Source organism: Weizmannia sp. FSL K6-3076 (genome assembly GCF_038007245.1).
Lineage (GTDB): Bacteria > Bacillota > Bacilli > Bacillales > Bacillaceae_C > Weizmannia > Weizmannia faecalis.
In genome coordinates, this window is the sequence record NZ_JBBOWU010000001.1 from 809,268 (window position 1) to 827,867 (window position 18,600).

The following is an 18,600-nucleotide window of genomic DNA, read 5'->3' on the forward strand; positions in this document are numbered from 1 at the left end:
CATGACGGTAAAAATTGCGATTATTGACGACCATCAGTTGTTCCGAGAGGGCGTCAAGCGGATTTTGGAATTTGAAAAAACATTTGAAGTGGTAGCCGAGGGTGAAGACGGCGAAGAGGCGCTGGACATTATTGAAAAATACCATCCGGATGTTGTTCTGATGGATATCAATATGCCCCACCAAAACGGGGTAGAGGCAACAAGAAAGCTGATCGAGGCATATCCGGAAACAAAAATTATTATTCTTTCCATTCACGATGATGAATCGTATGTCACACACGCATTAAAATCAGGCGCAACCGGTTATTTGCTGAAAGAAATGGATTCCGATGCGCTGATTGAAGCTGTAAAGGTGGTTGCTGAAGGCGGCAGTTACCTGCATCCGAAAATCACCCATAATTTGGTGGAAGAATTCCGCAAATTGTCGAATCGCTATACACCGGGCGGCGCCTACCAGCAGCCGCCGGCAGTTGTCCCGCCGCTGCATTTGCTCACGCCGCGCGAATGCGAGGTTCTGCAGCTGCTCGCGGACGGAAAAAGCAACCGGGCGATTGGAGATGCTTTATACATAAGTGAAAAAACAGTGAAAAACCATGTAAGCAATATTTTGCAAAAATTAAAAGTGAAAGACCGTACCCAGGCGGTTGTGACCGCCATTAAAAACGGGTGGGTTGAAGTCCGCTAAAACAAGGCCCTGGCCGTACACTTGTGTATGCCAAGGCTTTGAATGGTGCGCAGGCGCCATGCCACAATCATGCAACACCGGCGCAGAAATGAAAATCACCAAGTGCAAATTTACAGGATAGAAAAAGATTCCCGGGCGTATGCGTGCGCCCGGGAATCTTTTTTTGACTTTATGTCTGCTTCAATTTTCCGATATGCGGCCAAGCCGGGGCAGCAATGCTTTTGAGGCGCCCATAAGCCGCTGTTCTTCTATTTCTAAGCCTGCCCGGATACCTGCCCGGCATTCTATGCAGGCGTTCTTTTGTCCGCTGGGCAGGTGTTCCTGTTGTCTCCCTATTTCAATTTTTAACCGGATCAGCCGGTGTTCTGTCATCTTTCCAATGCCCGAGTTCACTGTGCCGATACCCGTATCCGAAATAAATGGCAAGCCCGATGATGAACCATATGAGAAAGCCAATCCAGGTCACTTTCGACAGGTGGACCATTAAATAACCACACGCGATTACTGCCAGCACCGGAATAACCGGGACGAACGGCGTTTTAAAACTGCGTGGGATGTCCGGCCGTGTTTTTCTGAGCACAATGACACTGATCGAGACAACAATAAAAGCAAACAAAGTGCCGATATTCGTCAATTCTGCAAGCTGGTTCAGCGGGACAACGGCTGAGAAAACCGTTGCCATCAGCCATGTCAAGATGATGCTTCTTGTCGGCGTTTTTGTCTTTTCCGTCAGTTTTGAGATCGATTTTGGAAGCAGACCGTCGCGGCTGATCGCAAAGAAAAGGCGCGTCTGCCCGTACATCATGACAAAGAGAACGGTTGTAATGCCAAGAATTGCACCGAGTGAAACAAAGCCTGCCACCCAATTCTGGTGGACAACCCGGAGCGCAAACGCAACCGGATCGCCGACATTCAGCTTGGCATACGGAATCATCCCGGTCAGCACTGCAGATACAGCGACATAAAGGACAATGCAAATCGCAAGAGAAGAAATAATTCCGATCGGCATATCCCGCTGTGGGTTGCGGACCTCTTCAGCCGCAGACGAAACGGCATCAAATCCGATATAAGCGAGGAATGCGGTTGCCGCCCCTTTTATGATGCCGCTAAAGCCATAAGGCATAAATGGCGTCCAGTTCGCTGGTTTGACATAAAAAATGCCGACAGCGAGGAATAAAAGAATGACGCCGATTTTAATACAGACCATGACATTATTGATTTTGCTCGATTCCTTCACGCCGGTCAGCAATACAGCAGACAGGAAGAACACGATCACTACAGCCATCAGGTCAATATACGAACCTTTGGCCGGATTATAAGCGCCGCTTAAAGCGTGCGGCAAATGGATGCCAAATCCGCGTACCAGATCCTGGAAATAGGCGGACCAGCCGCTCGCTACAACTGAACAGGCCAGGCCGTATTCGAGAATTAAGTCCCATCCGAGCACCCAGGCAAACAACTCGCCAAACGTTGCATAACTATAAGTGTACGCACTTCCTGAAGCAGGGATCATAGAAGCGAATTCAGCATAGCATAAAGCTGTTAACGCACAGGCAATCCCTGAAAAAATAAAGGACAGAATGATTGCCGGGCCTGCCGCCTGCGCAGCAACAATACCGGTCAAAACAAAAATGCCTGTTCCGATGACCGCCCCCACGCCAAGCATGGTCAAATCAAAGGGGCCAAGGGCTTTTTGCAGGCTCTTTTTTCCGCGGGCCTGCTTAAGCATGTAATCCATTGATTTTTTCCTGAATAATTCCATGTCGAAAATCTCCTTCTATTTGCAGCCAACCCAGTGATGAAGATGTGATCCAATAATTTTGCCAACGGAGAATTTTCAAATATTTTAAATCTGAACGATACACCTTTTGTCTCTGAGTTGCATGCACCATTTGAGTTACCTTAGACATTCTACAAAATATGACATGATTTGTAAAGGACAGATAAAACAGAAAATTAAGTTTTGAAAAAGGCGAAAACACGAACGTTTTCTGGAAAAGATTCATTTTTCCATCAAAGAAAGCGTCATCAAGTGAATGATTGTATGCTGAACCATATGGATTCTTCCTTTTTTGGCTTCCGGACCTGGTATTATTTACAATTTTGTATAATTTGCGAAATCTTGAAGTGGAAAGGAAATTTTTGCAGTGAAGGGAATCTGCGGCAGGAATGAAAAACATTTTGCACACTTGCAGGAAATTTGAAGGGGGAATTTGGCAAAAAGCACCAGCCACAAAACAGATTTCCATATTGCAGAAAGAAGACGGCTGACAAATGGTTCCTGATTCTATAAAATAAAAATAGGAAAGCGGAAGGGAGATGGAAGAATGAGGACGGCCATTGTGACCGACAGTACCGCTTATATTCCAAAAGAAGTACGCGAAAAATATTCGATTTACATGATTCCATTGAATGTGATTTTCGGGAAGGAAGAATACCGCGAAGAAGTTGACATTACAGCAGATGCGTTTTTTGAAAAAATGCGCATGGCGGACGAGCTTCCAACATCCTCGCAGCCGTCAATCGGCCAGTTTGTCGAACTGTTTGAACAGCTTGCCAAAGACTACGATGCCGCAATCAGCATCCACTTGTCCAAAAAAATCAGCGGGACATACCAGGGTGCCGTAACCGCATCCGGGATGGTGGAAGGGATAAAAGTGTACCCTTACAATTCCGGCTGGAGCTGCATGGCACAGGGATTTTACGCGATTGATGCGGCGAAAATGGCGCTTGCCGGAAAAGAACCGGAAGACATCCTCGCCCGCCTCGATGAATTAAAAGCATCCACGAAAGCCTACTTCATGGTCGATGATCTCACCCACCTTCAGCGCGGCGGAAGGCTGTCCGGATCGCAGGCCGTTATCGGCAGCCTGTTAAAAATCAAGCCGCTATTAACTTTTGTTGATGATGAAATTGTCCCGTTTGAAAAAATCCGCACCCAGAAAAAAGCGCTCAACCGGATTTTTGACCTGCTCGGCGAGGATGCCGCCAAAGGCTTGCCACTAAAAAGCTCCATCATTCATGCCAATCGGGAAGAACAGGCGCTTGAGATCAAAGATGAATTGGAAAAACGCTTTCCAACCGTCGACTTTTCGATCAGCTACTTCGGCCCGGTCATCGCGACCCACCTTGGTGAAGGCGCGATCGGCATCGCCTGGATGCTGAAATAAGAGCCAGGCTGTTCCAAATCGCTGGAACAGCCCGGCATGATGGGATCATCCGGGACAAACTTGGCATAACACACCCGAGGACAAGTCTTGAAACCCGCCGGACAGTCAATCACTTTGGAGGATTTTACCTCTTGGGACAAGTCCAAAAACCCGCCGGACAGCCAATCCGCGATTGAATAAGCGAAAAAGCGGTTGTGATCCATTATCCGTACGGGCTTTTGCCTGCCATTTTCCCGAATCCGTTAGAACAGGGCCGCCCCCATTTTCCACCCCCGCAATTAAAACAAAGGAGTGGTCACTTTGCCTTCTGTTTTCTCCGAACAGCTTCAACGCCACCTCGCCGGGCGGATCCTGCTCGAACCGGAAATCCCTTTTTCACCGGAACTGCTCGAACAGCACTTTAAACAAGGCTGGATCCGCGCTGAACCGGCGATCCAGGGCGAATTCCCGCACTGTGTCTGCTTGCGCTGCGGCAACCGCGCGCCGCATCTTTTTGCCGAATTCCCTTGCGCCCACTGCGGGAAAACGAGCATTTATTGCCGGAACTGCCTGATGATGGGGCGGGTCACCGCATGCAAGCCGCTTATCACATGGGCAGGCCCTGCGCCCGCATTCCACCCGCCCCGGCACCCGCTCCATTGGGATGGCACCCTCTCTGAAGGGCAGCAGGCCGCATCCGAAGCGGTTAAAGCAGCCATTCTTCAAAAAAACGAGCTGTTGATTTGGGCAGTTTGCGGATCAGGAAAAACGGAGATCGTTTTCAAAGGGATTGAAGCGGCGCTTGCAAACGGCGAACGCGTCTGCATCGCAACCCCCAGAACAGATGTCGTCCTTGAACTTGCCCCCCGCATCCGCCGCGTTTTCCCGGATATTCCGATTGCCGCGCTTTATGGCGGCAGCCCTGACCGCCATAAATGGGCGCAGCTCGTCATCTCCACTACCCACCAGTTGTACCGCTTTGCATCCGCCTTTGATGTCGTGATTGTGGATGAAGTGGACGCTTTTCCGTATACTTTCGATGAAACGCTGCAGCGCGCCGTTCAAAAAGCGGCAAAAGACCGCTGCGCCCGCATTTATCTTACCGCAACACCAAGTGAAACATGGCAGCTTGAATGCAAGGCAGGTAAGCGCCCGTTTGTCACGATCCCGGCCCGCTATCACCGCAAGCCTCTCCCCGTTCCTGTATTCAAATGGGCAGGCAACTGGCGAAAAAAGTTTGAGAAAGGCAAGCTCCCGGTTCCGGTTGAAGCATGGGTAAAAAAGAGGCTTGAATCCAGAAAACAGGCGCTTCTTTTTCTCCCAAACATCCGCCTCATGAAAAAAGCAGAGCCGGTTTTTAAACAGCTGCATCCAGCGATTGAATCGGTGCACGCAGAAGACCCGGATCGGAAAGAAAAAGTGGAAAGGATGCGCGCCTGTAAAACGCCACTTTTGCTGACGACGACCATTCTTGAACGCGGCGTCACGTTTCCGAATATTGATGTCTGTGTCGTCGGGGCGGAAGATGCTATCTTTACGGAAGCTGCCCTCGTCCAGATCGCGGGCCGAGCCGGAAGAAGCGCCGATTTCCCAAGTGGGGACGTGACGTTTTTCCATTACGGAAAATCAAATGCGATGGTGAAAGCACAGCGCCATATTCTCTCCATGAATGAAGAAGCGGGAAAGCGGGGGTTGCTCGATGCATGAATATTGCCTGTTCTGCCATCAGCCGCTTACCCATAAACTGTCCTGGCGCACGCTGATTTTTCCGCAGCCCGGACCACTTCTTTGCGAAGATTGCCGCGCGCAGCTTGAAAAAATTGCACCGCCTGTCTGCCCGAAATGTTCCCGACCCCTGGCCAAGCTGGATGCTTCTTATGTGGAGGGAGCTCTGTGCCTTGACTGCGCTAGATGGGAACAAGACCCGGAATGGGCGGGCGTGCTGGATGAAAACATTTCGCTTTATACGTACAACGATTTTTGTAAAGAAATTTTTACCCGTTTCAAATTTCGCGGGGATTATGCGCTCGCCGCCATTTTTGCGGATGGCATCAAAGAGGTACTCAAGTCCCGTGCATTTGACTGCATCGTGCCGGTTCCACTCAGCCCGGAGCGCCTTTCCGAACGGCTTTTTAACCAGGCGGAGGCGCTCGCCCGTGCTGCCGGGTTCGAAACGGCTAACATTCTTCACCGCGTCCACGCCGAAAAGCAATCGAAAAAAACACGGGCTGACCGCATTCATCAAGCCCAAACTTTTTATATAGAAAAAGAAATTTCAATCGAAGGCCGTTCCGTTTTACTGGTGGATGATATTTACACGACAGGTTCGACCGTCCGCCATGCAGCAAAAGCGTTACGTGAAGCGGGCGCCCGAAAAATTGTATCGTTAACCGTGGCAAGAAGTTAAACACAACGAAATTTCTGCCGATATAGAAGATAGAAGACAAATGTGCTGGAAAAGGAGGCGGGCCGAATGGCGGAGTTGGCAAACTGCCCGAATTGCGGTAAATTGTATGTTAAAAATCCCGTCCGCGATGTGTGTGAAGACTGCTACCGCGAGGAAGAGGCTGCATTTGAACGGGTTTTTCAATTCTTGCGAAAACGTGAAAACCGGGCGGCAACAATCGAGACAATTGTTGAAAAAAATAATGTCCCGGAAAAACTGGTTTTCAAATGGGTGCGGAGCGGCCGGCTTTTGATTGCGCATTTTCCGAATCTGGCATATCCTTGCGACCGTTGCGGAAAATTAATCCAGTCCGGAAAGTTATGCGAAGAATGTGCAAAAACGATTGCAAAAGATCTTGAACGTTTTGAAAAAGAAAAGAAACGGCAGGAAGAAATAAGGGAAAAGACTTATCACATCAAGTAAACATTGCGCAGCTTTATCCGATATAATAAACATAATGGAACGGATACTGTTTGAAAAAGGGGTGAGCCGAATGAAAATCAATCCGGTCAATACTTCAGGGATCAATCCGTATCAGCAGCAAGCCAGGCGGGATGTGCAGCAAACCGCCTCCAGCACCCGGAAAACGGATAAAGTGGAAATTTCTTCAGAAGCGAAACAGTTGCAAAAAACGTCCCAGTTTGAGCAGGAACGGAGCCGGAAAATTGAGGCTTTAAAACAACAGGTACAGCACGGAACCTATCAGCCGGATGCGGAAAAAACCGCTGAAGGCATTTTGAAATATTTTACAGGCAAGTAAGGAGGGGCGTAAATGGCTGCGGAAAAATTGATCCGATGTCTTGAAAAATTGCAGAAGCTCCATGAAAGCCTGTTTATCCTTGCCACCGAAAAAACCGAAGCGGTGAAAAAGCAGGAGATAGAACGGCTGCAAAAAATTACGCAGGAAGAACAGGCCCATATCCGTGCAATCGGCGCACTTGAACAGGAACGGGAAACGCTGGCAAAGACGCTTACCGGCGGCAATGGGACGCTGTCGGACTGCATCGCGGCCGTATCGGGAGAAGCACGGTCCCAGCTCGAAACATTGAGGGACAGCCTGATTGGCATCACAAAGAAGCTGAAACAGCAAAATGAGCTGAACCAGATGCTCCTTTATCATTCCCTTCAATTTACCCAATTCATGCTGGATCTGATTTATCCGAAAAATGAACCCACCACATACGGGCCGCCGTCCGGGCAAAAAGCGGCGGCCGCCATGCCGAGGTTTGACTCAAAAGCCTGAAAGAATACGGAGGGAAGCAAGGTGTCCACTTTCTTTGGATTAGAAACAGCAAAACGGGCTTTAACGGCCCAACAGAATGCCCTGTACACCGTCGGACAGAACGTGGCCAATGCCAATACCGATGGCTACACAAGGCAGCGGGTAAACTTGCAGGCGTCAGATCCGTACCCCGCTGCTTCGATGAACCGCCCGGCCATCGCCGGACAGCTCGGTACAGGGGTGGAAGCGGGCGAAGTGCAGCGGATCCGCGACAAGTATCTCGATGTCCAATACCGGGAAAACAACAGTGCAGCTGGTTACTGGTCAGCCAAATCTGGTGCATTAAGCAAAATGGAAGCCGTCATGGATGAAACGGGAACGAAAAGCAGTTTGTCCAACACAATGGAAGCGTTCTGGGAATCCCTTCAGGACTTAAGCACGAATCCGGAAGACGTATCTGCTCGCTCGGTTGTTTTGGAACGCGGGCAGACGCTGACGGATACATTCCACTATTTAAACAGCACGCTTTCCCAATACAAAACGGATGTCGGCAGCGAAATCAGCGTAGCGGTCAACGATATCAATTCCACTTTAAAGCAAATCAGTGACTTAAATAAACAGATCGCTGAACTTGAGCCGAACGGTTATTTGCCAAACGACTTGTATGACAAAAGGGACAGCCTTGTCGATAAGTTGTCCAGTTATTTGAACGTCACCGTCGAAGTACAAAAAAGCGGGGGAAATCCAAAAGCAAACGCGGACGGCATTTACAACATTAAAATGACCGCTGCGGACGGCACAAGCGTATACCTCGTCCAAGGTTCAAATTACAATGCAGTTGAAGTACAAGGGGGAACCGACAGCAACGGCGACGGTATCCTCGACGGCCCACCGGCAAACGGGGAAATGACCGGCATCACAATCGGCGGGAAAAATTTTGCTGTCGCGGATACAACCGGCAAGGTCACGTTCCCGCAAGGCAAACTGTTGGGACTGATTGACAGCTACGGTTATCAGTATGCCGGCGCAAACGGCACAGTGGAAGCAGGGGCTTATCCGAGTTTGCTCGACAGCCTGGACAAACTCGCCTACACATTCGGAAACGTATTAAATGCTGTCCACGAAAAAGGGACAGACCTTAAAGGGAATGCCGGGACTGCCTTTTTTACGTTCGGTACCTTAACGGACTACAAAGGGGCCGCGGGTCAAATTGCCGTCAACAGCAGCCTTACATACGACAAAATCGCCGCCTCTTCAAATGGCGATTCCGGCGACGGGCTGAATGCCATTAATCTTGCAAATGTGGTTACCTTTGATTTAAGCAGCCAATCCGTGCAGCTTGAAGGGATCAGTGGCAGGCTTAACATTGCGGCACTCGGTCTGCCGCTTGCATCCGGCACCATCACCAGCAATTACGAAGGCCTCATTGGAAAGCTCGGGGTTGATGCCGAACAGGCAGGCAATATGCAGACAAATACCGCTTCCCTTTTGGATTCGGTGGATATGAACCGGAAGTCCGTCAGCTCGGTATCGGTTGATGAGGAATTAACCAATATGATCAAATACCAACAAGCCTATAATGCTGCAGCAAGGATGATTACTATGACAGACGAAATGCTCGATAAAATCATCAACGGCATGGGTGTTGTAGGCAGATAGGCAGGTGAAAAACGATGCGTGTAACCCAATCGATGCTCGCCAATAATTTCTTAAACAATTTAAACACAAGCTATAGTAAACTCGCGAAATACCAGGAACAGCTGTCTTCCGGCAAAAAGATCAACAAACTTTCGGATGACCCGCTGTCCGCGATGAAAGGCATTTCCTACCGGAGAACCGTCGCCCAGGTGAAGCAATACGAAGACAACTTCGCGGAAGCCAGCACTTGGATTGAATCGACAAATGACGCTCTTGATGAAGCCAATCAGGTGTTGCAGCGGATCCGGGAACTGACAGTGGAAGGGGCAACGGACACGAAGACTCCGACTGACAGGCAGTCGATCGCCGATGAAGTGGAACAACTTCGCGATCAGCTTGTCAATATTGCCAATACGAAAGTCAATGACAAATATATTTTTAACGGCACCCGGACGACGGAGAAGCCGATCAGTGGCGATATCAGCACGTTTGACGGCTCAACCAGCCTCGGCATGAACACCAATCCGGTAAAAATCGAACTGTCAAATGGCATTTATCTGCAAGTCAATGCGAACGGAGCAAATGCTTTTTCTGATGATCTGTTTAAAGACCTGAACCATTTAATCAGCGATTTAAAATCCGGCACATCGGCAAGCGGCTTTGACAGCTATTTGGGCAAAATTGACGGCCATATTGACAATGTGCTGAGCGAACTGTCGCAGGCCGGGGCGCGGAGCAACCGCCTTGATTTGATGAAAGACCGCGTCACCCAGCAGGAAACAACGGCAACGAAGATCATGGCCGGAAACGAAGATGTGGATATCGATAAGGCGTACACGGACTTTTCCGTTGCATCCGGCGCCTATATTGCTGCGTTAAAAGTCGGCGCACAAGTGATCCAGCCGACATTGCTCGACTTTTTGAAATAATACGGGGACACCACCCTGCTTTGCCAGGTGGTGCCGTTTTTTTATCTGAATGTTTTTGAACCGGGCGGGGCAGGAGCGGAACGCCGGTTAGCAGCAGAAACATGCATGCCCCCCCAAAGGTTTAGAAAACGCAAAAGAATATGCCCATCGAAAGGAGAGAAGGCGGTTTTCCCCGGCAGCAAAAGTCGGGGACCCCTCACTAAACATGATGAAGCTTCAAACAAAATACCACGGTGAAGTGGAAATAGAGGATGCAGCTATATGGCATTTTGAAGGCGGGATTCCGGGATTTCCGGATGAGAAATCCTTTGTTTTGCTGCCGCTTTTGGACGACGGCATTTACATGGTCCTCCAGTCAACGGCGTCACCCTATGTCGCTTTTGTCGTCACAAGCCCGTTTTTGTTTTTCCGAGATTATGAATTTAACATTGATGATGCCACGCTTGAACAGCTGTCGATTGAAAAAGAGGAAGATGTGCGGGTTTATGCCATTTTGACGGTCCGTGATCCGTTTTCGGAAACAACAGCCAATTTGCAGGCCCCGCTCATTATGAACGAAAAGAATCATAAGGCGAAACAACTGATTTTAAACGACCGGCATTACCACACAAGGCACCCGCTCTTTGCGGACGGGCCGGACAAGGAAAAGGGGTGAGAAGATGCTGATTTTATCGCGGAAAAAAGGCGAGTCGATCCAAATCGGCGATGACATTGAAATCACTATCGCCGCGATCCATGGCGACCAGGTCAAAATCGGCATCAACGCCCCAAAACATGTTGAAATTCACCGGAAAGAAGTGTACTTGGACATACAGGAAGAAAACGCGAACGCCGCAAAAAATATCGAAGGCCTGCTCCACCTGCTTGCCCAATCCAAGAAAGACAGTGGGAGCGAGAAGAAGAATGATGGATAAAAAAATTCAAAACCAGCTCGTTCAAATCGGCCTTTCAACAGAAAAGGTAAAGAAAATTATCCTTTTCGGCTCGAGAGCGGTCGGAGATAACACAGACCGGTCTGATATTGATTTAGCCATTGTGGCGCCGGAAATGTCAAAAGAAGAATGGGTATTGTTTGCTTTGGACTTGGAAGACGAGCTGGATACTTTACTTTCCTTAGACATCATTAAGTTTGAAGATGCCTCTCAACAATTGAAAAGTGAAATCTTAAAAAATGGCAAGCTTTTGTATCAGGATGACGATATCCCGAATGAGATGGAAAAAGACAATTTTATAGAAAGTCCATAAACTTCATCACATCATTCCATTTTTTACAGACATCTCAAAAAAGGACTGACACCACTTTTAAATTCTTAACGCGGTGCCAGTCCTTTTTCACGTATGTGTAAAATTTTACTCGACGGGGCATATGAGTGGAAAAAAATGGGAAGACGCTCTATCATCTAATTGTACACTTCAAGATGAACATCTAGAGAGAGAGGTCTTCCCATGGATATTATATCAATAATTGCTGGATTATTAAAGGATACAAAGAGTCTTATCGAATTTGAAGAACAGCTTAAACTTCTGATGCAGAAGGCTTTTACACAATGGGTTGGGGAAATATTTGAAGAGTTAGATAAAATAATTAAACAGGAGAAGTTAGAGGAGGGCTGGGTGTACTGCCGGAGTGATAACAGAAACATTCAGTTTCTATTTGGAAGTGTGACCTTTAAACGCTCATTAATGCATGACAAGAGAGGAAATTCCCATTATCCTCTGGATGAATGGTTAGGGCTGGTACCACACCAACGATACAGCCCGTTAGTGGAATTAAAGGTGGCAGAGTTGGCAAGTGAGAACACCTATCGGGAAGTAGCTGATATTTTAAAAGAGTGGACAGCAGTGAGTCTTAGTCACACAACTGTAGGGAACATGGTAAAACACGTAGGGAAAACTCAGGCGGAAGCCGATAAGGCACTTGTAGAAGAGCTAGAAATAGCTGTTTCCCTGCCTGAGGGGAAGAAGGTAGACTACCTGTTTTCTGAAGCAGATGGTGTATTCGTTCGGGGACTAAAAAAGAAACAGAGTATGGAAGTCCACCACGCCATTCTCTATGAGGGATGGGAAACCAATGGAAAAAGGGTCTCCCTGCGTCAGCCCACAGTCATCATGACGACGGAAGACATTCAGACATTTTGGGATGAAGTCCAAGCCACAGCTGCCAACACCTATTCCCTCGAAAAAGCGCATGTCATTACAAACAGTGATGGAGGTGCTGGGTACACAGCTGAACGGTTTCAAACAGCATTCTCACAGTCGGAATTTCCGGTGCTCAACCAGCTGGATACCTACCACGTTGCACAAGCCATCATAAGGACATTTGGGGGCGGAAAGAGCGAGATCAAGGAGCAAATTAGAAAAGCGATTAGAACGCATGACCTGGACCAATTCACGTTATATTTGGATACGCACGAAAGCACCTTGACGGATAAAAAGGCCCTCAAGAAAATCAAGGAATTCCGTTCGTATATCTTGAAAAACTGGGACCGCATTTTTGACTGGAGAGACAGGGTGAAAAACGTGCCGGAAGGTGCGAGAGGCCTAGGAGCGATGGAATCGAATCAAAGGCATATCTCCTTCAGGATGAAAAAAAGGGGCATGCATTGGAGTGAACTTGGCGCAGAAGCCATGGTGAAAATCAAACAAGGCATACTCAATGGGACATTGAGAGAAGCCTATCTGAAACACCGTTCAAGAAGCGAGAGAAAGCAACGGAACTTGAAACAATCCATCAGGATGTCTCAACTACTCAAGCAGCCTGTACGCCCGTCAGTGGGCGTAAAGCACGGATCAGTTGCCCTGCATTCAAGCAGTTCATCGGCAATGGGACATTTAAGCAAAATATTAGAGCTTTCGTTTTAAGCCTGGCTCAGTGGGGACTGATCGTTGAGGCGCGCGAAATTTACGAGACTCCTGCGGGAAAAGCGAGCCAGGAGAGACCCCGCAGCGAGGTACGAGCGAGGAGGCTCGCCGGCCGCCCGCGGAAAGCGAGTGAATTTCGCGCGCCTCAACATCCCCGTTATCCATCTTTATACGGAAATATTACATCTTTTCCGAAAATTACACCGAGCAAGTAAAGCACGGTAGCCGAAAGTGTACAAAAAGAGTGTCTTGGAATACCCGATATTTAAACCTTGTCGAGAAAAACTTGACACATACCTTTTTCACTTGGTGTTTGATCCCGGGATCGATTTATAATACAGTTATGATAGAGGTGACGACTTTGAAACATAATCGTACGGATGAACAAATATTATTGCAAGCATTAGAAACCATTCATGATGAGACGGAAAAAATGAGGGAGAAGGAAGCAAAAAAAATTTGGTCTGAGATTTCCCTTCCTTTCTCATTGCATGCCGGGCTTTTGCGATATACAAAAGATGAGTTACACGAAATCAGAAAACGGTTGAACATCCGCAATGCAAGCAGCTTAAAAAAAGCGGATTTAACGGCTGTACTAGAAGAACATATTCCGATACTCATGAAAATCATTCTCTGCCAATTAGATGAGCATTTATTTCGCTTGATTCAAAACATGATCCACAATGGGGGCTTTATATTTGCTCCTGCCATGGAAACCTATCAAATCAAGTTTTTACAATCACTTGGGTTTATCTTCACGGGGACGTACAAGGGAGAAAAAGTACTCGCTCTGCCGGCAGATTTAATCGAGCCGCTGTCTTCACTAGAAGGTGACATGAAAGTGAGATCCATTCTAAAAAGGAACACCGAATGGATTCGCCTCACACAAGGCATGCTGTATTATTATGGTGTGTTGAATTCCCAAACCATGCTGGAAAAAATCGAACAATATACAAAAAAGCCGGTTCGTCCAATCGAGTTTTTCAACGTGATGAGGCAGGCTGACGATTTTTATAAAGTGGTTTGCTTGGAATATCAGGGCCTGATACATCAACGTGTATTTGATCCTTTTAAAATTAAAGAAGAGCAGGACAGCAGAAAAGACCTGGATTACTATCCTTTTACGAAAGCACAGTTACTCCAAGCAGGCGCACCTGACTATGTTCCGGAAAATAAAATCACCAAATCATTCAGGCGCTTCCTTCTTGACAATTATCGGATTACCCGTAAAGAAACCGACCAAATCATCATGGAATGTATCTTTGCCATCAAAGTGGGCGAATCAACAAACAATCTTCTTGAATTCATGCAAACCCAGGTTGAAATCGCCGACTTCAAAACTGCAGAAGCGATGATGAACATTTTAATTCAATTAAATAATCATACAAGACAATGGATTTTAAAGGGCTATATGCCAAGCGAAATATTTAAGGAGGAAAAAGAGGCGCTGCATCCCCTCCCGTTGAAAAAAGAAAACAACAAACCTGTAACAACCAGAAAAATCGGCCGAAACGATCCATGTCCCTGTGGCAGTGGGAAGAAATATAAGAAGTGCTGTGGGAGGTAGGGTATAACCAGTAACAGGCACCAAAACAGTAAAAGAAATTTTGCTGTTTTGGTGCCTGTTACTGCAAACACCGGATAACCACAATACATCAGCTCTCCCCCCAGTCCCCCCACACCACCTCCACAGGAAAGAAAAGAAAAAAATTCAGCAAAACTATTAAATCAAAAGTCCTGCTATCCGATATATAAAGTGAGCGGGGGAACAGGGCGGCCGACCTCGAACCCCGTTGATAAATTTCGCCCACAAGGATGTGGGTGCACAACATTCAAGGAGGAAAAACAGATGATTATCAATCACAACATTGCAGCGTTAAACACGTTGAACCACTTAAATGCTGCGACAAACGCACAATCGAAAGCAATGCAAAAACTGTCTTCGGGGCTTCGTATCAACGGTGCTGCTGATGATGCAGCAGGCCTTGCCATTTCCGAAAAAATGCGTTCGCAAATTCGTGGCCTCGACCAGGCAACAAAAAATTCGCAGGATGCCACTTCCTTGCTCCAAACGGCTGAAGGCGCACTGAATGAAACGCATGATATTTTACAACGTATGCGGGAATTAGCGGTACAATCATCTAACGATACAAATACGGATGATGACCGGCAAAACATTCAAAGTGAAATGTCACAGTTGGAAAGCGAAATTGACCGGATTGGCAATACAACCCAGTTTAACACAAAAAATCTGTTAGACGGTTCAATGGGTAAAGCTGTTACGACTGCTGTGGCAAATGAAAATACAAGCGGCATTTTTAAGGATAAAGGAAATGGGAATGCGGCTGCAACAACAGATACTTTGCTTACCGATCTTACAGATAAGGACGGCAATTCACTAGGCATTACGGCTGGGGACAAAGTCACTGTCACTTATGTCAAAAATGGAACGACAACAACAAATAGTGTAACTGTGGCAGCTGATACTAAATTATCGGATATTGGAACGAATTTAGGGGGAACACTTACTGCTAACACAGACGGCTCTCTGAAATTAGCAGCTGCTGCAGCAGGAACGGCTGATGCGATTGAAGGCATCACGATTACCGTCCAAGACCAAAATGGGAATGTCAGAACAGCTGCAACCAACGCCCTTTCTTCTTTTAAAGAAACGCAAGCAGCAGCAGATGTCCGTTCCGACGGTTCTGCAACTTTCTTAATTGGGGCAAACGGAGGACAAAATTTACAAGTAGACATCAATGATATGCGTGCCCAAGCCTTAGGTGTCAGCGGATTGCAAGTGTCGACGCAGACACAGGCAAATGCAGCGATTAAAGTCATTGACAATGCTATTCAAAAAGTATCGGCTGAAAGAGGCAAACTTGGTGCTTTTGAAAACCGTTTAGACCATACAGTTAACAACCTGACAACTTCGTCAGAAAACCTGACTTCTGCTGAATCGCGTATTCGTGACGTTGACATGGCGAAAGAAATGTCTGAACAAACAAAGCAATCGATCCTTGCCCAGGCTGCTCAAGCTATGCTGGCTCAAGCCAATCAACAACCACAGCAAGTATTGCAATTGTTGCGTTAATTTTATATTTCACAAAGGAGGCCTTTTCCGGGGTCTCCTTTATATTTTTGTGTATATTTGATTCCCTTCATGATACTTCTTGATAAGCGTATGGCGTTTTTCCGGCATCTGCTGGATTGAAGTGAAAAAACCTGTTTACACCGGTAAAGATCTCACGTATAAAAGATAAGTACAGTCCAGAAGAAAAAATAGAAATAAGAGGAAAGCATTGGGGCAAATATGCTTTCCTTTTTTTAATGGCTACGGGAAAAAGACACTTTGCCATTTGCTAAAATAACGAATGGAAATCACCCCAAATCGTTAAACCATGAACACAATCGGGGTAAGAAGTATTTGCCAATTCTTTCTATTGACGGCTGAAGGAGAGTTTTTTATGAAGGAATTCCAGCAAGGTTAAAGGAATAAGTACATATAGCATGGTTATAAAAAGGGGGTAATTATTTTGAATATTGTTGATCTTGTTCAATCGCAGGTCATTGCTTCAGTGAAGAAAGAAGAAGATATTGAAAAAGCAGCTTTGAGCCGTGCTAATATTGTATTTCTCTTAACAGGGGATTTGCTGAATACGTCAGATTATCTCGAACAGTTAAGAAAGGCCGGAAAGCATATTTTTATACATATGGACTTTATTGAAGGGTTATCCAATGCAAGGAGTGCTGTCAAATTTGTCGCTCAAAAATGGAAGCCAACCGGAATTATCACCACCAAACATTCTTTAATTAAATATGCAAAAGATGAAAAACTAATGACCATTCAGCGCATCTTTCTCATTGATAAATCCGCTGTCCAGAAGGGAATTGACACGAGTAAAACCTGTAGTCCTGATGCCATTGAAGTACTTCCCGGTCTGATGCCAAACATTATCGACCAGCTGACAAGAAAGGTAAAATTTCCAATTATTGCCGGTGGTTTAATTGAATCAAAAGAGGATATTTTGCAAGGATTAGAGGCAGGTGCACTGGCGATTTCAACAGGGGATCCTTCACTTTGGAATTTTGATATTTAATTTGATAAAAAAGAAACGGCCTTTTGTGCCGTTTCTTTTTTTATCCGCTGATTTCCGACCGCTTGATTTCATTCATTTGAATGATTTCACTATAAATATAAGCAATGCTCGTTTTTTCTCTGACTTTTATTTTTAACTCAAGCTGGTATGCTGCATGTTCCAGATCTTTAATATGGGTTTGGATGATTTTCATATCTTGTTTTTCTAAGGAGCGAATGACTTTTTGGATATCACGGCTGTCCTGTAAGATAAGATTGAGAGAAATCTCTTTTGCGTACAGCTTTTCAAAACCAATTTTTTTCATCAATCCCGGAATGATCTCCACGCTAATGATGAGCAGTACGCCCCCTGCAATTGCTTCCATATAAAAGCCTGAACCGGTGGCAATTCCAATACCGGCTGCCCCCCAAACCATGGCAGCCGTTGTTAAACCGGAAATGGTATCATCTTCTTTCCGTAATATTACGCCCGCCCCAAGAAATCCGATTCCGGAAACAATCTGGGCAGCGAGCCTTAAAGGATCCATTTGAATACGGACAAAATCGGATTGCGGAAACGAATAAGCAGACTGGATGGAAACAATTGTCAATAAACAGCTGACAATTGAAATCACAAGACTTGTTTTTAATCCGAGTGGTTTTCTTTTTATTTCCCGTTCAAGCCCGATTGCCAATCCAAGTATGGAAGACATGACGAGTTTTAGGAGCATTTCGCTGTCAAACTGAAAAAATTCAATCATGCAAAGCACCTCGTCTTTCTGCTTTACAGTCCGTAATCTCGGACATTTGCATAATTTCTTTTACACTTTCAAGAATGTACTCCGGTTGTATCCCTGTTGTTTTGATCGTTTGTTGCGTGCTGATCCCTGTTAAAACCAAAATGGTATGTAAGCCATACACATTTCCCATATGAATGTCAGTTTCGAGGCGGTCACCGACAATATAGCATTGTTCCGGCTTCAGCTTTAATATATGGTTGACAATAAGATCTGTAGCAAACCTCGAGGGCTTTCCCATAATATGGTCAATCTTGATGCCGCTCACGCCTTCAAATGCTCCAATTAATGCACCACAATCCGGAACCGGTCCTTCTGCAGTAGGGCATGTACGGTCAGGATTGGTGGCAATGATCAAAGCATGATTGTTTCGCCATGCCATATATGCCTGCTTCAGTTTTTCATAAGTAAACTGGCGATCCCACCCCAGCACAATATAGTTTGCGAGATTAGCATCTTCTGTAATTAAAATTCCTTCTTTTTCTAATTCATCATACAAAGCTTTTTCTCCGATCACATAGGCAAGCTCTGATGGATTCATTTTTTGCTTTAAAAATCTTGCAGTCACATAGTTTGAATTGATAATGTCTTCAAGTGAGGTACGGATCCCCAAATGGTTCAATTTTTTTACGTAATCAGTTCTGGTGGCAATAGATTTATTGGTAAAAAAAACAACATGGTGTCCCCGATTCTGCAAGAAGTCAATCGTTTCCGCACTCCCTTTTATTAATTGATTGTCGAGATAAATGGTTCCGTCCAAATCAAAAATAAATCCCTTTTTCAATTGCTTTCCC

At 46.2% G+C, this 18,600-nt stretch carries 19 protein-coding genes; 16 read left to right on the forward strand and 3 right to left on the reverse strand.

Going from position 1 to position 18,600, the window contains the following annotated elements; genetic code table 11:
• Position 1: 1 nt before the first annotated feature.
• Positions 2-685 carry a response regulator gene (locus NSS95_RS03550; protein ID WP_026684742.1) on the forward strand — a complete coding sequence of 228 codons (684 nt, stop codon included), beginning with the start codon at positions 2-4 and terminating at the stop codon, positions 683-685.
• A 337-nt stretch (positions 686-1,022) separates the two neighbouring features.
• On the opposite strand, the gene NSS95_RS03555 is transcribed toward NSS95_RS03550, so the two are convergent.
• On the reverse strand, positions 1,023-2,447 hold the full coding sequence (locus NSS95_RS03555; protein ID WP_340713793.1) for an amino acid permease: 1,425 nt from the start codon (positions 2,445-2,447) through the stop codon (positions 1,023-1,025).
• 565 nt (positions 2,448-3,012) lie between these two features.
• Between NSS95_RS03555 and NSS95_RS03560 the strand changes: the two genes are divergently transcribed.
• The 15 genes from NSS95_RS03560 (at position 3,013) to NSS95_RS03630 (ending at position 17,031) form a co-directional block, all read left to right on the forward strand.
• The gene (locus NSS95_RS03560; protein WP_328228541.1) at positions 3,013-3,855 is read left to right on the forward strand and encodes a DegV family protein; all 843 of its coding nucleotides are present in this window, start codon (positions 3,013-3,015) and stop codon (positions 3,853-3,855) included.
• Positions 3,856-4,155: 300 nt separating this feature from the next.
• On the forward strand, positions 4,156-5,541 hold the full coding sequence (locus NSS95_RS03565; RefSeq protein ID WP_328228542.1) for a DEAD/DEAH box helicase: 1,386 nt from the start codon (positions 4,156-4,158) through the stop codon (positions 5,539-5,541).
• Entirely contained in the window at positions 5,534-6,241 is a 708-nt protein-coding gene (locus NSS95_RS03570; protein ID WP_251460336.1) for a ComF family protein, read from the forward strand. The genes NSS95_RS03565 and NSS95_RS03570 overlap by 8 nt, the downstream gene beginning before the upstream one ends.
• Positions 6,242-6,307: 66 nt before the next feature.
• A complete protein-coding gene (locus NSS95_RS03575; protein WP_328228543.1) occupies positions 6,308-6,703 on the forward strand; it encodes a TIGR03826 family flagellar region protein in 396 nt (131 codons plus the stop codon).
• Between the two features lie 70 nt (positions 6,704-6,773).
• A complete protein-coding gene (flgM, locus tag NSS95_RS03580; protein ID WP_014095890.1) occupies positions 6,774-7,040 on the forward strand; it encodes a flagellar biosynthesis anti-sigma factor FlgM in 267 nt (88 codons plus the stop codon).
• Between the two features lie 12 nt (positions 7,041-7,052).
• A complete protein-coding gene (locus NSS95_RS03585; RefSeq protein ID WP_014095889.1) occupies positions 7,053-7,523 on the forward strand; it encodes a flagellar protein FlgN in 471 nt (156 codons plus the stop codon).
• Between the two features lie 21 nt (positions 7,524-7,544).
• A complete protein-coding gene (gene flgK / locus NSS95_RS03590) occupies positions 7,545-9,161 on the forward strand; it encodes a flagellar hook-associated protein FlgK (RefSeq protein ID WP_315958110.1) in 1,617 nt (538 codons plus the stop codon).
• A 14-nt stretch (positions 9,162-9,175) separates the two neighbouring features.
• Complete coding sequence (gene flgL, locus NSS95_RS03595; protein WP_013858614.1) at positions 9,176-10,069, forward strand: flagellar hook-associated protein FlgL; 894 nt, start codon at positions 9,176-9,178, stop codon at positions 10,067-10,069.
• A 205-nt stretch (positions 10,070-10,274) separates the two neighbouring features.
• Positions 10,275-10,724 (forward strand): flagellar assembly protein FliW, encoded by a 450-nt coding sequence (gene fliW, locus NSS95_RS03600; protein ID WP_014095887.1) that lies wholly within the window; start codon positions 10,275-10,277, stop codon positions 10,722-10,724.
• 4 nt (positions 10,725-10,728) lie between these two features.
• Entirely contained in the window at positions 10,729-10,983 is a 255-nt protein-coding gene (csrA, locus tag NSS95_RS03605; RefSeq protein WP_017551637.1) for a carbon storage regulator CsrA, read from the forward strand.
• Positions 10,976-11,314, forward strand: coding sequence for a type VII toxin-antitoxin system MntA family adenylyltransferase antitoxin (gene mntA, locus NSS95_RS03610; RefSeq protein WP_043052582.1), 339 nt, complete (start codon positions 10,976-10,978; stop codon positions 11,312-11,314). Before csrA ends, mntA begins: the two co-directional genes overlap by 8 nt.
• Positions 11,315-11,515: 201 nt before the next feature.
• The gene (locus tag NSS95_RS03615) at positions 11,516-12,931 is read left to right on the forward strand and encodes an ISLre2-like element ISBco6 family transposase (RefSeq protein ID WP_048339795.1); all 1,416 of its coding nucleotides are present in this window, start codon (positions 11,516-11,518) and stop codon (positions 12,929-12,931) included.
• Between the two features lie 433 nt (positions 12,932-13,364).
• The gene (locus NSS95_RS03620) at positions 13,365-14,498 is read left to right on the forward strand and encodes an SEC-C metal-binding domain-containing protein (RefSeq protein ID WP_035316887.1); all 1,134 of its coding nucleotides are present in this window, start codon (positions 13,365-13,367) and stop codon (positions 14,496-14,498) included.
• A 282-nt stretch (positions 14,499-14,780) separates the two neighbouring features.
• Entirely contained in the window at positions 14,781-16,025 is a 1,245-nt protein-coding gene (locus NSS95_RS03625; protein ID WP_017551640.1) for a flagellin N-terminal helical domain-containing protein, read from the forward strand.
• A 442-nt stretch (positions 16,026-16,467) separates the two neighbouring features.
• Complete coding sequence (locus NSS95_RS03630; protein ID WP_017551641.1) at positions 16,468-17,031, forward strand: glycerol-3-phosphate responsive antiterminator; 564 nt, start codon at positions 16,468-16,470, stop codon at positions 17,029-17,031.
• Positions 17,032-17,071: 40 nt separating this feature from the next.
• Here the strand turns inward: NSS95_RS03630 and NSS95_RS03635 are convergent, their stop codons facing one another.
• On the reverse strand, positions 17,072-17,770 hold the full coding sequence (locus NSS95_RS03635) for an MgtC/SapB family protein (RefSeq protein ID WP_017551642.1): 699 nt from the start codon (positions 17,768-17,770) through the stop codon (positions 17,072-17,074).
• Positions 17,763-18,590 (reverse strand): HAD-IIA family hydrolase, encoded by an 828-nt coding sequence (locus NSS95_RS03640; RefSeq protein WP_017551643.1) that lies wholly within the window; start codon positions 18,588-18,590, stop codon positions 17,763-17,765. Before NSS95_RS03640 ends, NSS95_RS03635 begins: the two co-directional genes overlap by 8 nt.
• Between the last annotated feature and the right edge of the window lie 10 nt (positions 18,591-18,600).